This window comes from uncultured Clostridium sp. (assembly GCF_963527835.1).
Taxonomy (GTDB): Bacteria; Bacillota; Clostridia; order Clostridiales; family Clostridiaceae; genus Clostridium.
The window spans coordinates 1-13,617 of the sequence record NZ_CAURTC010000017.1 but is presented as its reverse complement, the minus strand read 5'-3'; the positions used below and the strand labels follow the sequence as shown (position 1 = coordinate 13,617).

The 13,617-nt window shown below is 26.8% G+C and carries 18 protein-coding genes; 2 read left to right on the top strand and 16 right to left on the bottom strand.

Annotation, left to right across the window (positions count from 1 at the left end; translation table 11 throughout):
* Positions 1-82 precede the first annotated feature (82 nt).
* The gene (locus RYM86_RS09720) at positions 83-235 is read left to right on the top strand and encodes a ribbon-helix-helix domain-containing protein (RefSeq protein WP_315080017.1); all 153 of its coding nucleotides are present in this window, start codon (positions 83-85) and stop codon (positions 233-235) included.
* Positions 236-452: 217 nt separating this feature from the next.
* On the opposite strand, the gene RYM86_RS09715 is transcribed toward RYM86_RS09720, so the two are convergent.
* The 7 genes from RYM86_RS09715 to RYM86_RS09685 all read right to left on the bottom strand — a co-directional run bounded on the left by RYM86_RS09715 (position 453) and on the right by RYM86_RS09685 (position 5,585).
* The gene (locus tag RYM86_RS09715; protein ID WP_315080016.1) at positions 453-2,825 is read right to left on the bottom strand and encodes a hypothetical protein; all 2,373 of its coding nucleotides are present in this window, start codon (positions 2,823-2,825) and stop codon (positions 453-455) included.
* A 14-nt stretch (positions 2,826-2,839) separates the two neighbouring features.
* The gene (locus RYM86_RS09710; protein ID WP_315080014.1) at positions 2,840-3,100 is read right to left on the bottom strand and encodes a hypothetical protein; all 261 of its coding nucleotides are present in this window, start codon (positions 3,098-3,100) and stop codon (positions 2,840-2,842) included.
* 22 nt (positions 3,101-3,122) lie between these two features.
* The gene (locus RYM86_RS09705; RefSeq protein WP_315080012.1) at positions 3,123-3,554 is read right to left on the bottom strand and encodes a hypothetical protein; all 432 of its coding nucleotides are present in this window, start codon (positions 3,552-3,554) and stop codon (positions 3,123-3,125) included.
* 316 nt (positions 3,555-3,870) lie between these two features.
* Positions 3,871-4,050 carry a hypothetical protein gene (locus tag RYM86_RS09700; RefSeq protein WP_315080010.1) on the bottom strand — a complete coding sequence of 60 codons (180 nt, stop codon included), beginning with the start codon at positions 4,048-4,050 and terminating at the stop codon, positions 3,871-3,873.
* Positions 4,041-4,937, bottom strand: a complete 897-nt coding sequence (locus RYM86_RS09695; RefSeq protein ID WP_315080008.1) for a ParM/StbA family protein — start codon at positions 4,935-4,937, stop codon at positions 4,041-4,043. The genes RYM86_RS09700 and RYM86_RS09695 overlap by 10 nt, the downstream gene beginning before the upstream one ends.
* Before the next feature lie 118 nt (positions 4,938-5,055).
* Positions 5,056-5,262, bottom strand: a complete 207-nt coding sequence (locus tag RYM86_RS09690; RefSeq protein ID WP_315080007.1) for a helix-turn-helix transcriptional regulator — start codon at positions 5,260-5,262, stop codon at positions 5,056-5,058.
* 17 nt (positions 5,263-5,279) lie between these two features.
* Positions 5,280-5,585: a hypothetical protein gene (locus RYM86_RS09685; RefSeq protein WP_315080005.1), complete on the bottom strand. Its 306-nt coding sequence runs from the start codon at positions 5,583-5,585 to the stop codon at positions 5,280-5,282.
* Between the two features lie 200 nt (positions 5,586-5,785).
* Here RYM86_RS09685 and RYM86_RS09680 point away from each other — a divergent pair, with 200 nt between their 5' ends.
* On the top strand, positions 5,786-6,253 hold the full coding sequence (locus tag RYM86_RS09680) for a hypothetical protein (protein WP_315080002.1): 468 nt from the start codon (positions 5,786-5,788) through the stop codon (positions 6,251-6,253).
* Positions 6,254-6,670: 417 nt separating this feature from the next.
* Here RYM86_RS09680 and RYM86_RS09675 read toward each other — a convergent pair whose 3' ends face one another.
* From RYM86_RS09675 to RYM86_RS09635, 9 genes are all read right to left on the bottom strand, one after another.
* Positions 6,671-7,726, bottom strand: coding sequence for a hypothetical protein (locus RYM86_RS09675; RefSeq protein ID WP_315080000.1), 1,056 nt, complete (start codon positions 7,724-7,726; stop codon positions 6,671-6,673).
* A 262-nt stretch (positions 7,727-7,988) separates the two neighbouring features.
* A complete protein-coding gene (locus RYM86_RS09670) occupies positions 7,989-8,789 on the bottom strand; it encodes a glycoside hydrolase family protein (protein WP_315079998.1) in 801 nt (266 codons plus the stop codon).
* A gap of 58 nt (positions 8,790-8,847) precedes the next feature.
* The gene (locus RYM86_RS09665; RefSeq protein ID WP_315079995.1) at positions 8,848-9,138 is read right to left on the bottom strand and encodes a phage holin family protein; all 291 of its coding nucleotides are present in this window, start codon (positions 9,136-9,138) and stop codon (positions 8,848-8,850) included.
* A 1-nt stretch (position 9,139) separates the two neighbouring features.
* Entirely contained in the window at positions 9,140-9,376 is a 237-nt protein-coding gene (locus RYM86_RS09660; protein WP_315079993.1) for a BhlA/UviB family holin-like peptide, read from the bottom strand.
* Between the two features lie 73 nt (positions 9,377-9,449).
* Positions 9,450-10,247 (bottom strand): hypothetical protein, encoded by a 798-nt coding sequence (locus RYM86_RS09655; protein WP_315079992.1) that lies wholly within the window; start codon positions 10,245-10,247, stop codon positions 9,450-9,452.
* A gap of 30 nt (positions 10,248-10,277) precedes the next feature.
* The gene (locus tag RYM86_RS09650) at positions 10,278-11,678 is read right to left on the bottom strand and encodes an Ig-like domain-containing protein (RefSeq protein ID WP_315079991.1); all 1,401 of its coding nucleotides are present in this window, start codon (positions 11,676-11,678) and stop codon (positions 10,278-10,280) included.
* Positions 11,679-11,917: 239 nt separating this feature from the next.
* Positions 11,918-12,106 carry a hypothetical protein gene (locus RYM86_RS09645; protein WP_260534539.1) on the bottom strand — a complete coding sequence of 63 codons (189 nt, stop codon included), beginning with the start codon at positions 12,104-12,106 and terminating at the stop codon, positions 11,918-11,920.
* A 12-nt stretch (positions 12,107-12,118) separates the two neighbouring features.
* Positions 12,119-12,478, bottom strand: coding sequence for a hypothetical protein (locus RYM86_RS09640; protein WP_315079989.1), 360 nt, complete (start codon positions 12,476-12,478; stop codon positions 12,119-12,121).
* Between the two features lie 18 nt (positions 12,479-12,496).
* Positions 12,497-13,617, bottom strand: a 1,121-nt coding sequence (locus tag RYM86_RS09635) for a phage tail protein (RefSeq protein WP_315079986.1), incomplete at its 5' end; no start/stop codon positions are given.

Genomic DNA, 13,617 nt, shown 5'->3' with positions numbered 1-13,617 from the left:
TATCAAAAGTGTAGCACTGTTCCTCACTTTTGATACGTAGTGCATCACTTTTTATATACTTACAATGTAGGGGTGATGCACTATGATTAAAAAAGAAAATACAAGAATTACTTCTGTAATTCCTAAAAAAGTATATGAAAAACTAGAAAAAGAAGCTGAATACGAGGATAGAAGCATTAGTAAAATGGTAGCAAAAATTATAAAAGATCATTATAAGATAAAAAGTGATGATTAAATGTTATTTAAAAAGGAAGCTAATATGTTAAAAAAGAAAAGACCAGGAATATTAATCCTGGTCCTATTTTAAATTATACTAAAAAACACATTTATTATTAATAATAGTATAGTAATTTTGCAAGCAATTATTATACTATTGTTTGTATTTTTCTTTTTACCAAACAACTTATTCCCAGTAAATCCAAAGATAAAACACATTATACAGTATTTTATTATCATTGTTTCTCTATAGGCTTAGGCAATTTTGTTATAAATTTAGCATAGCCATTCTTATATCTTATTAGATTCAAGCTATTGAATTGCTCTAATTTTAATAAATCTTCTAATTCATACGGGAATAGTTCTTCTTTTAATTCATCAAAATTCTTTTTATCTGCTCCTTGAAGTAACATATATGAAGATCCGGAAGCTTTTATTTCACCTTTAAGCTTATTTGATAATTGATCCATATAGTGTGCTGATATTACAATTTTAGTACCAAATTTTCTAAGTTGGCTTAATACATTACATATTATATTTTCAGCAGTAGGAGCTTGATATATCTCATCATAAAAAACATTGCATCTCGAAGGCTGTTCATGAAGAGCTCCTCTAAGCTTTGTCGCTAAAATAATTTTAGATGTAAAGAAGGTTATTAATACATTTTTCACCATAGTATTATTAAACTTATGCTCAGGCATTTTTATAAGAAGAGTCTTGCCTTCTTCCATTGCTTTTACAAAGTTTATGTTATTATCTGCCTTCATATTAAGCATATACTTAAGGTATATATTTTCCTGAATCAAATTAACTCTATCTAATATACCTTCTATTTTTGAGTCTTTAGTTCCAACAATCTCACATCTTAGAACTTCCTTAGTCTTTTTATCAACATCTTTCTCAACTTCATTAAGTTCATCAAGTGAATCCAACATATCTTCAAGATATTCTAAACCTTGTGTAGAAATATTTTCTCTAGCCCAAGCAACATACTCAATTCTTTTTTGATATTTATTTAGGCATTTTATAACATCACCAATGGATGTATTATTATGAAGATAAACTATGTTAGCTGCAGCTGAAAGATATCTTCTCATTTTACCAGTCAAGGCAATTCCATCACTATTAGCTGCATCTATAAAGGCTAAAGTTTGTTCTGCTTTCATATTAGCAACCTCAAACATTTCAAATTCACTTGTACCAGTATAATTTATTTCATTAAATGATAAAGCTTGAAAATATTGTTCATTAGAAAGATCTATTTCTATTATATCTGAAGGATTAACTACTTTTTTTATGCTTTCAGCCAATTCACAATTTTTAATATAGTCCATTACTATATTAGCTTCTTTTGCTTTATTAGCACTACTTACAATATTCCCTATAAGCGTAGTTTTTCCTCCACCTTGTGGGGATAATAATAGTAGTGCTAAATTAGCAAAGTTATAATCTTTAGGTAAAAATGCATCTTGTTTATTACCTTTACATGTATTCTCCCCTATAGATATATTTCCATTTTTAAGTTCTTCAGGAATTGGGTTTTCTAATACTTGTACTTTGCTTTTGATTTTATATTTGTCTAATAAATCTCTTCCTGGTATCTGTATTAAATTATTACATTCTAATGTACTCATTTTATTAACTGTAATTTTATCTATAACATGCTTTTCAATATTTATCGGAACGTTATTATTAATTTTTTTATAAACTAATGAATTGTCTTCATTAATTGCCTTGTAACTTTCACATGTTGAAATAGCATTATTGCATTGTCTTGTTTTATCCACACTATTACTACTAACTATAATTTGAGTTCCTATAACTGTAGCATTTTCTTTTTTCTTAGTATTTTTAGATAATTCATCTGAAGTATACGTTCTTGTAATTGCAGCTTCATTATTCACATTTGAATTTCCATCTCCGAAAAAATCATTTAGTAAATCAAAAGCAAAATCAACACCTTTAATTACTCCTATAAAAAATATTCTAATAAAAAATGATATTGTATATTTTTCTTTATCAATAGGTATTCCATTATTAATATGTTTTATAGTTTCTTTGTAAATTCCTTTCCAACGATTTTGGCTTATAGGAATGAAATTATATAATATATTTATTTTATCTTCACCATCCATAATATCTTTAACAGACAATATATTTGAAAGTGGTTCATTAGTTTTTTTATTAACTTTTAAGCTTAAAGGATCTTCTTTTTTATAATGTAATTCATATTTTTCACCTTCCAAATTCAGAAGTGGATTAACCTCATTAATTGTCGCTCTATTCCAAACATCTGTACATTTTTCAATAAATAAATTCTTATACCTTTCAGGAACAACTAAATAAAATTTACAATCGTCTTTCGATATTGATAATATAAAACTAGCTTTTTCAGGCAATTCAAATGTGAATTTAAATTTTTTGTTTTCGTTAATTTCTCTTTTTAAGTGTTGATATGGTAATTTATATATAGAAGATATTGTTTGTACTAATATCTCAGTATCATAATTTCTGTTAGAACTATGGGGAATTATTTGTAAAGTAGAATATTTAGGATTCTTAAGTTCAAAATAATCACTTAATTTCATTGTTTGCTCTCTTTTAAACATATATTATCTCCTTTTTAGAATATTGCATTAAGCATGTGTATTAATATATAAACAAAAAAGCTTCCTGTTACTCCTAATTTAGCCTTTTTATTACCACACATATAGATTATAAGAGAAGTTAAGCATATTATAGTGCAAATCATAAAACTGTTATATACGCATCCATTCCAAATTAATAATCCCAAATCTTTAGGATGGGTAATATAGAAAATTCCCTTTCCAGCATTAATAAAAAAATCTTTAGTAACAATACAAAATTCTTTAATTTCTTCCATAAATGTTTCCTCCCTCTCCCAACTAAAATTTAAAAAGTCCAGGTATTTTAGCAAAAATTGATGGTATTCCATAATCAGCTGCACAAATCAAAATACCTAAAAAAGCGTTTTTAAAATCACCTTCTCCTTTGATTGTCATAAGAAACAATGCACGTAAAGAATACATTAAAGATACCCAAAATATACATGCTTGAATTCCACTTACAATTATCCATCCACCTTCATCAATTTCTGGGTATCCTGTACTTGGAGCGCTAGCATATGTCGCTTTTTCAAAAAATAGTAATGATGCTAACATAAGCGTAAGTGTTCTATATAATTTTTCATGTTTACTATAATTAAATTGGATTCTATCTAATTCTTTAGAAAAATCGTATATTATTTTTTCTACTTGTGTTAATTTCGTATAATTTTTAAATTCTTCTAATGTATAAGTTATCTTTTTTGAGAACATATATTTTCCTCCTGTATATTAAAATTATTTTTTGGTTAAACTCTTAGATATAAAAGTAAGGAGATGTTATCATGGAATTTCTTTTTATATCTTCAGGAGTTTATATAGCACTAGAATTAATTAAAAATTTATGCATGTAAATATTAAAAAATTATTAATATTTATAAAATTAACTAAAAATAGTTCTATTTCATTTTTTGAACTCATACACTGCTACTGTAGTGCGTTCTTTCGTGGCTACGCAGTAGACTCAAAGATAAGTGCTATCTGAAGCTGTGATATAGCCTAAGTCTACCTATTCGTCAGGTAGGCTTTTTTATATATCAAAATTAACATTTCTCTTCTTTTTAGGCCTAATTTGTTCTGTTTTTGTTTCTTGTTGCTCCATATCTTTTCTAATAAGATTTTTAACATAGTAACTAAAATCTCTTTCACCTATAAATTCCAGAAGATCATGTTCTTTATTTTTAAAACTAACAGGTTTAACTACTGCCATATTGAACACCCCAATTCATAATAAGCATTAGCATTTGCTTTAATAGGGCTAGGTTGAAGTCTTATATTTCTAAATCTTTTTTTTAATTGATTATAAAGAATTTCTCCACCTCCACCAGTTATAGATATTGGATAAATTTTTAGATTGTAATTAAGTTGTAATTTGCTAATTAAGTTTTCAACAAATTCTTCATATTCATACATGGCAAAATTAATATCATCTGTTCCTTGCTGATATAGGTATCCTCTATTTAAAATTCTTTCTGCATCTTCCAAAGTTACATCTAATCCTTTGCTAATTAGTTTATTAGCAAATTTATCATATAATTTAATAGTACCTTTTGGTATACTAATAGGATTAAGAACCTTTCTTTTTCCATGTTCATTAACTACTAAACCGCAATCAGTAGTTCCACCACCAACATCTATGACAATACATTCTTCATCATCTTTTAGTGTTGAAACACCTTCTGGAAATACCTCAACATCTTTTATTACTATTGATTTTTCAAGTTCATCATTTACCTTAATTATTCTATTATCATTAGATAAAACTAAATCTATCAAATTTTCTCTATCAGCCTTATATTGTCCTAATGGCAAGCCTAATCCTACATAGTTGTATACTGTTTTTGTAGTTAATGCTAATAATCCATACATCATATCAAGATAATGTTCTTTTTCAATTTTTCTAAATGTTGTATCATAACTTCCATATCCTAAGTAATAAGTTTTCCCATCAATAACTATTTTATCTATTTCTTTTACTGGCTCTATTGTTGTAATCTTTGCATCCAATATTAAACCATCTGAATTAATTAATGTTGCATTTCCAATATCAAGTCCATGAATTGAAATTGCATTCTTCAAATTTGTATATCTTTGCATAAATTTATCTCCTTTTAATTAATCTTATAGTTCAATATATGCTCTAAAAGAATAAAAATTACCTAAATTAGAATAAAAAATTATAAATTTATATAAAAAATTATGAGGATGAATATTTCTACTCATCCTCATAAAAAACAATATCATTTATATTTATTTTTAATTTTCTTGCTACTAAGAACAATTGATCTAATGTTAATTGTGATACATTATTTTCTAATTTATTATATTGTGGTTGTTTAAAACCTAAATATTCCGCAAAATCTTTTTGCTTTTTATATCCTAAATTTAATCTTATTTCTAATAGTCTATTTTTAACACTCATAATATTCTCCTAGATAACTAATAAGATAGCTGTATCATTTCTATATTCCCATAATCGTTCTTTAAATCTCTATTGGAATATAACGATACTTGTCCATCTGAATAGTATTTATGCTCTATATTCCATCCAATATTTTTTAACTGTTTGACTACTTCTTTATCATTTTTTAATTGTAGCAATAATTTTATCTCGTTATTTCTTGTTTTTAAATCTACTATTTCATTAAAAAATACAGAATAGTGTTCATCCTCAATTAAGTTATTTTTATTTAAAAATAGTTCTGTCTTTTCTAAAAAATCTTTTTGAAACCTTGTTAACTTCATATAACCACCTCTAAGAATAATATTACCATATTATGTTAATAATTTCTATGAGGTGATAATATTGCAAAAGAGTTTTATTAGAATAGATTTATGTATTTGCTTATTTTTGGTAAGCATTTTTATTTTATGTCTGTCCATAATTTGACAAAATATTTTTAAAATGTAATAATTTGATAAAGAAATATCTAGAGGTGATAAATATGAAAAAAAGATTAATTAAGATTTTTAGTGTATTATTGTTAGGAGCAAGTTTATTTAGCGTTCCTGCTTCTGCTACTGAATGGGAAACCAAATGGGATTTAATGCAAAGAAATAGAAATACAGGTTCTAGTACTATAAGTAATACAATTTATATTTCAAATCCACAAACAGTAAATGCAGATTCTTCTCAATGGGGATTCCGTTCTCCCTATTGGTGCTTAGCTACCCCCGATTTTCATCAAGGTTATTGTAATGCTTGGGCTAATATAAACGGAACTTGGTATTATATAAATACAGATGGTAATATGGTAGTAAATCATATAATCGAAAATTCAGATAATAATAAAAAATATTATATAAATAAAGATGGCTCTTTATTAACTAACGGATATTATATAGACTATTATAGTAATAACCAAACTAAGTATCATGCAGATGAAAATGGAGTTTTAACTTTAGTTAAATAAAAACAAAGCAGTAAGTAAGATTAACTTCTTTACCTACTGCTTATAAATTTATGTTTAATTAGTAAAATTTGACGCAACAATTGAATATAATATTACAAATAGTATTGATTATTTTAATTGATGATTTATAATTATAATTAATAAAAGGAGGTGATTTTAAATGTATTTTTCCAGTTTAATAAATTTTTTATCTGAATTAGGTACATTTATGATTGTTTTTTCTTTGTTTTACTTCCTTTTTAAATTTGTATTTAATAAAACTTTTCTAAAAAATGATTATTTAATTTTAAAGAAAATATATATTAGCGATTTATTAAGCTTACTCACTAGTATAATAGTAATATTAAAATTCATAACAATAAATCCAATTTTATGATTATAATTTATAGAGAGCAATTGCTCTCTATTTTAATTTTCCTAATTATTAATGCTTTCATCTGCTGCTAATTCTATTTCTAATTTTTCTTTGTCCTTTTCTAAGTTTTCAATTATTGATTGCAAATCCCTATTTTCTTTATCATCTTTAATTTTATCATATGTTTCCATTATATTAGTAATCAATTTAGGTAATCCATCAGTTTTCAATCCATATTTTAGTCCAAATGCTTCTATATTCATATCAACTCCAAATAATGCTCCAGTTATAAGTCCTATAATTAATATATTTTTAACTGTTCCCTTTAGTTGAATTGGTCCTTTGGATTGAACATTAATTTTTAATACTAAGTCATTGATATCTATTTTAGTTTTCTCTGATTTACTGCTTATATATTCTATTAATTTATTATTATTATTTAAAAAACTTAATACATCATTATATGGTATATTTTGCTTTTTGTTTACTTTATATGTATAATAAGCCTCATTGCCTTTTATATAAAATCTTGATAATGTTCTATCAATAAAAATACTATATGGTTTAGCATCAACAATAGCATTATGTGAATATATTATGCTATATAAATAAGGATCTAACTCCGTTCTTTTTACCGTTTTTATCCATTTTATTTTTCTTCTTTTAAGTAATAATGTTTTATCACACACCTCATCAGATTCATCATAAAATTCATCCAATAAATATTGAAAATCAATTTGGTCCTCTTCATATAAATAAATATCATCTTCTACGATTTCACCAAAGCTTATCCACTTTGAATCTTTGCTTGGAATCAAAACTATATCTCCTGATTTCATTGAATTACAAAACTTGTATATTTGGGCAGACACATAGCCTGGACGTTCTAATTCAGGGTATTGTTTATTCACCTCAACTTTTAAATCCTCTTCATTACTATTTTTTATTTCTTTTATATTACTAATTTTATCCCACTCTATTCCAATAAAATTATCATTTAAAAAATCTTCATAATATGTTCCTTTTTGAGTTCTAACAAACCAATAATTTCTATTTTCTGAGAAAACATCTACTCCTATTTTATTTAAAATTTCCTTTTCCTTAATTTCAAATTCCATACAAAACCAACCTCTCTTTTTCATATTTAATCAACAATAAGTTATATTCAGATATATTAATACTTTATAATAGCATTGAACCCTTTGAACTAAAATTTCATAATTTGGGTCTTTTTTATTGTATAATATTTCTATAAAATGGACAAGTTTTCCATGAAATAAAAAGAAAAAAGGTAACAAACAAGATTTCTCCTATCTACTACCCTTCGTTTTCTAATTTTATGTGTAATTTAGCCACACATATTATAACATATTTAATTATTTAATGCTCTGAATTATATATTTCATATAGAGCCATATTAACTCTAGCTCTACATCTTTTATTTAATCCTTCACTGTATTTACCATTGGCTTTATTCCATTGCATTACATATGTTTCTATAGCATCTTGATTTCCACTAACTAATGCTTTCCATGTGTTTCCTCCAATTAAAGATCCTGTTCCTGCATTATAAGCTATATCTACCATGCAATCAAAACGATTTTGTGATATTTGTATGCTACCTAATGCATTTTTAATTTTATTAGCACATTTATCTATTTCATCTTTTAACCATGTAGTAGCCTGTTCTTTAGTACAAGTAGATTCAATGCCTTTAGGAAAAGCAGATGGGTTAGCAGCTTTAGTTGTACCGTAGCCTATTGTTAGATATGTATCTGTTTTACCATATCCATCATAATAAGCACGTTCAAAGAAATCCTCCCAACCTTTAATAAATTCTATTAAAGATTCACTAACGAGGGTGGTTTCCTCTATCCATGCACCAGTAGAATCAAAAGTATATTCTTTACCATCAATTATTTTAGTACAATTACCATACATTTCTCCTTTGTAACCAGTAGAATTAGGCTCTAAGTAACACCATTTATCTTTATCTTTTAACCAGCCTGTTTTCATAGCTCCATTAGAATCTAAGTAATACCAGCGACCATCCTTGTCCTTTATCCAGCCAGTAGCCATTGTTCCATTGTCCTTTAAGTAGTACCAAGTTCCATTGTCCTCATACCAACCTTTTATGACTTTTCCATCTGAATCCTCAACACACCATTTCCAATTAGACATTTTACATTCCTCCTTCTATTAATATAAAGAAAAAAGGTAGCATTAAACGCTACCTAAATTACTCTTGTTTATTTAATTGTTTCCCTGTTTGATTTAGTCCTACAGCCACTCCCCAACACAATACACCTTGTAATACTCCATTTACAATTACATCTAATGTAACCTTAACTTGTGCATTTATAATACTTAAGAGTACTGCAAAAGTAATACCAAACAGCATTAATATACTTGTTATATATTTGTCTGGTATGCTGTCTAATTTTTTAAGAAACATTCCTACAACATATATAGCTGCAACAACTATAAATAAGCTTTCTGGTATAAATTGTACTAAATTTGTATAATCCATTTTATATTCCCTCTTTCACATCTAATTTTATTTTAATTTCCTTAACATCACTCTCTATATTCTCAACTACATCAAACTTTTCTGCTAATTCTCCAATAACCTCTTGATTCTTATTAATTATAGTTTGAAGTCTTTCTTCTCTAGTTTTACTCTCTTTTCTAGTGTCCATTAAGAGCCATACAAATAATACTGCCCATACACCTTGACTTACTATTGTTTTAATTACTTCATTTTCCATATAACACCTTCCTTAATTTTGTATATAAGAAAAGACACCTACATTTCGTAAGTGCCTTTTATAAGCTTTTATATTAATATTTTCTTACTTCAAACATTGTTATTTTATCATGTACAACATATTCATTTATTGATATTTTTGAATTAACTTCTTTTTTAAATTTATATGTTTGAGTATCATTATCATCATACCATTCTAGAAACTTCTTAACTTCTGAACTCGATACATCATATACTTTTGTTTCTCCATCTACTAAGTTTATTATTAATATTGCTCCAGTTTTATCTGAATAATTAGGTTCTTCTGGAGTTTCTATTTCCTCATATGGTAACAGTTCTCCATTTTCATCGATATCTATAGCATCAAGTCTAAAATCATATGTTAATGGATTTTCTATATACTCTATATGTGTTATTACAGCACAGTGGATTCCTTCAGATAGATTTTCTTTGGAATACATAACAGCTGAGAAAGTATCATTATATTTAGTTGAATTTAAATTTGAATCGAAATAATCTTCCTGTCCATCTATTTCTATTTTAATTTTATGAGTATAATTAGATGATATTAAACCAATTAATCTAATTTTGTCACCAGTAAAATTAAACTTTATTGTTTCTCCTAATTTTGTTTTACAGACACCATGATATGTGCTCATGTAATTTCCACTTTCTTTAGAAGCTTTTATATTAGAACTATATGTTATATTACTATCAGTATCATCAAATCTTCTCCAACCCTCTTCTGGTTGAGTTAATTGTTGTCCAACAGTTGCTGCATTAGCTACAATTTCATTTTTCATTATTCCTATGCTCATAATAGTTAATACCATTACGAACATTACAATTATTCTTTTATAGAAAATTCTCATAGATATTTTTTCTCCTTTTATTTTTAATAATTATTTTAATTCATAATCTGGATTAGCAAGCATATATTCACCAATCTTTAATAGATCATCATTATCTATTGCTTGGTTTATAACAATATCTGTATTATATTGAGGAAGACTTGCTGGATCTTCTCCATAATGTCTTGCATCAATTGCTAAATCCAAAAGAGTAAAAACCCCATCATTATTAACATCTAAAAAAGTTTCATCTTCTATAATTATCGTTGCTTCTCCACATTGATTTTCTGTTAAATCTCTTTCCATTTCTATACCATCAGAAATCTTACCTTTAGTTATGTCAACTAAAGCTTCTCCTTGTGCTATACCTTGGAAATTAAGTTTTAATAATATCTTTTTATTATTAGCAATATTAGCTAACCCCTTACTTGCAACAATTATTCTTAATTCTCCATTGTTCTCATTACCTTTTACCAATTTTATTCCATCAACTTCATCCATACTTAAGAATTTTAATTTAGTGTTGTCGTATTTTATTAACATATCTTCCGCTGCTATTTCTTTTATATTATCAATTACTATATTTGCAGTTACAGCTTCTTTTAATTTTATTCTATCTTTTTCTGGATCTACATTTAATATTTTATCTGAAGTTATTTCAGGTTGATCTGGATCAACAACATCTTTTGTAACAGTAACTTCACAAATAGCTTTTATATCTGTTTCTTTAATTTGCGCTGTTATTGTTACTTGTCCTTCTTTTATAGCTTTAACATTTCCATTAGAATCTACTGTAGCAATTGTTTCATCTGAACTTGACCATCCTATCTCTAATGCTGATGGCGTAGTTGTTGCTGTTAATTTTTTTGAACTATATTGCTTTAAGCTTAATGATGAGCTATCTAATGATATTGACTCATCTTGAAAAGATACTAAATATCCATCTTTATCTATATCTAATCCATCAAAAAAGAATTCCCCTTTATTAGGTTCACTAGTTACTTTTATTTCAACATCATGCATTTCTTTAGAAAGCGATAAATTTTGATAAACTAACATGCTTCCATAATTAGATGTTGGATAATCTGTTCTAAATTTTTCTGATATTCCATCTATTATTATTTCTACATGATCATTTCTATTGTTAAAAGTACAACTTAAAATTCTTATCTTTTCTCCAAAAAATCTAAATTTTATATTTCCATCAGAAGAAGCCATACTCCTATTATTCGTCATATCTAATATACGAGTGCTTTCATCAAATAAATAAAACCCTTTATAAGATAAATTTTTATCGGAATCGCTATATCTGTTCCACCCATCTTCTGGTTTACTCAGTTGCTTTCCTAGTGTTGCTGCATTAGCTACAGTTCCATGCTGAATTGCTCCTATCCCTATAAATGTTAACAGCATTAATAATACTATACTAAATTTTTTTAAATAGTTTTTCATTCTATTATTTCTCCCTTATTCCCATTATTGAACGCGTCCATAAATTATTTTAACTTCATATATAGTAAAATCCAACAACAATCGTAATACAAATTCCTTTATATCTAAGAAATTTAGTAAATTTTTACTTTCTATCATATAGTTTCTTTTAACTCTTTGTTTTATAGGCAATAAAAAAAACACCTTACTGGTGCTGATCTATTGCCTTAATATTATTTATCCTATATTCCTATTGCGAACTAAACTTCCTTATCTTCTGCTTTAACATTAACTGTTAATAATTCTAAAATTTCTTGATATTGTTCTTGTATAAGTAACTCATTCATTAAGAATATGCCTATATAAACCTTTTGTTTTTCAACATATTCAGTTGTTAATAATCCTCTCTCAATTTTTCTTTCATATTGTTTTTTACAAGTTTCAAACATAAATTGTACCTCCTATTGATTTATTAAGTTTTTAGCTGTAAGCTCGATAACTTTATCTGTTAATTTAATATTTTCATTTTCTTTAGTTTCTAAATAAGTATTTTTAGAAACTAACTCTTGATTTTTAATCTCTAATTCTTTATTTTTCTTCTCTAGTTCTATATTCTTAGCTTCTAATTCTCTCTTAAGTTGTTCTTTTTCTTCTGTAGTTGCAAGTCTATCTGTAAGGATAAGCCTATTAGTTTCTAAGTCTACTCCTATTATTTCTTTATTTTCCTCGACATCTTCTACTAGACATTTATATTTATCTGTAGCATTAGTTTGAGTAAATATAAGTTGTCCTTTAGAATCATATACTGCTAAAATTTTCATTTTATCACCTCTCTTTAATTATATTTTCAAAGCCATCCAGTGATTAACGTTCTTTATATTACCTGCTATAATTATAAACCCATTATCTATAATCTCAATTCTTTGGTTATAAGAGGCAGAGATTTCACTAAATTGACTGCCCTCTATATTCTCCCAAGAAGAACTTCCAATTTCATGAAGCCCCATACCACCTATAGTAAGCGCATAAGCGTAATTATAGAGTTTTTTAGTTGTATCTTTTAAATAAAGTCCACGTGTATCACTTCCACCTCCACCTCCATCTCTATAACTACTTACTAATATTAAATTAGGAGTAAATCCTAAATTAATTGTTTGTTTATTAGCACCGCTAATAGTTCCTGATTCGAACCTACTAGCACCTAAGCTTTCTATCGTAGCACTTCCATTTACCTTACTTCCATTTACCCAAGCACTAAATCCACTTAATATTTGTGCTGCTGTAGCATTGCCAGGGGTTTGACTAGATAAACTATTAGCAATTGCCTGTCCTCCACTATAATAACCTTCCTGTAAATTAAATGTTCCACCACAATTTAGATTTACAACTGGTGTACCTCTATTAACCATAGCACCATCTACTCTTCCACTATCTCCATCTCCATAGTAGCCTTGTAATAGATATTTAGGGATTAGGTTTCCACCACCTCCTTTACCCTGTAATATAAAATCCATGCCATTATAGCATAAATTATATGGAATATTAGCTTTAAGATTAGTAACTATATTTCCAAAGCTATCTTTAATGTTTTTTATTCCATAATTGTTTAAATTCAAACTACAATTACCAGTAGAATCTGTAGCTACAAACAAAGTACATCTTGTACCTTTACTTAGTTTAGTTATTCTAGCTGTAGAACCTACGTAGGCATTAGTTCCAGTTGCTTCTACTATTGGATAACTATCGTTCGCAATATCTTTCAATTGTTCAGTTATATCTTCTATTTTTTTATTTATTTTAGTTTCTAGATTTTTTAAATCCTTCATACTAGCTGTAGTTACTAATGGATCTATTTTTAAATTTATTACTGATGAATTATTCACCTCAAAAATGAGTTCTACAGTCAAATCATCTGTGCTTCCATCATCCATAGTTGGTTTATACGATTCAGGATATTTAC

Coding starts and splice junctions, on each gene's coding strand:
- RYM86_RS09720 (WP_315080017.1), top strand. CDS start 83: ATGATTAAAAAAGAAAATACAAGAATTACTTCTGTAATTCCTAAAAAA.
- RYM86_RS09715 (WP_315080016.1), bottom strand. CDS start 2,825: ATGTTTAAAAGAGAGCAAACAATGAAATTAAGTGATTATTTTGAACTT.
- RYM86_RS09710 (WP_315080014.1), bottom strand. CDS start 3,100: ATGGAAGAAATTAAAGAATTTTGTATTGTTACTAAAGATTTTTTTATT.
- RYM86_RS09705 (WP_315080012.1), bottom strand. CDS start 3,554: ATGTTCTCAAAAAAGATAACTTATACATTAGAAGAATTTAAAAATTAT.
- RYM86_RS09700 (WP_315080010.1), bottom strand. CDS start 4,050: ATGGCAGTAGTTAAACCTGTTAGTTTTAAAAATAAAGAACATGATCTT.
- RYM86_RS09695 (WP_315080008.1), bottom strand. CDS start 4,937: ATGCAAAGATATACAAATTTGAAGAATGCAATTTCAATTCATGGACTT.
- RYM86_RS09690 (WP_315080007.1), bottom strand. CDS start 5,262: ATGAGTGTTAAAAATAGACTATTAGAAATAAGATTAAATTTAGGATAT.
- RYM86_RS09685 (WP_315080005.1), bottom strand. CDS start 5,585: ATGAAGTTAACAAGGTTTCAAAAAGATTTTTTAGAAAAGACAGAACTA.
- RYM86_RS09680 (WP_315080002.1), top strand. CDS start 5,786: ATGAAAAAAAGATTAATTAAGATTTTTAGTGTATTATTGTTAGGAGCA.
- RYM86_RS09675 (WP_315080000.1), bottom strand. CDS start 7,726: ATGGAATTTGAAATTAAGGAAAAGGAAATTTTAAATAAAATAGGAGTA.
- RYM86_RS09670 (WP_315079998.1), bottom strand. CDS start 8,789: ATGTCTAATTGGAAATGGTGTGTTGAGGATTCAGATGGAAAAGTCATA.
- RYM86_RS09665 (WP_315079995.1), bottom strand. CDS start 9,138: ATGGATTATACAAATTTAGTACAATTTATACCAGAAAGCTTATTTATA.
- RYM86_RS09660 (WP_315079993.1), bottom strand. CDS start 9,376: ATGGAAAATGAAGTAATTAAAACAATAGTAAGTCAAGGTGTATGGGCA.
- RYM86_RS09655 (WP_315079992.1), bottom strand. CDS start 10,247: ATGAGAATTTTCTATAAAAGAATAATTGTAATGTTCGTAATGGTATTA.
- RYM86_RS09650 (WP_315079991.1), bottom strand. CDS start 11,678: ATGAAAAACTATTTAAAAAAATTTAGTATAGTATTATTAATGCTGTTA.
- RYM86_RS09645 (WP_260534539.1), bottom strand. CDS start 12,106: ATGTTTGAAACTTGTAAAAAACAATATGAAAGAAAAATTGAGAGAGGA.
- RYM86_RS09640 (WP_315079989.1), bottom strand. CDS start 12,478: ATGAAAATTTTAGCAGTATATGATTCTAAAGGACAACTTATATTTACT.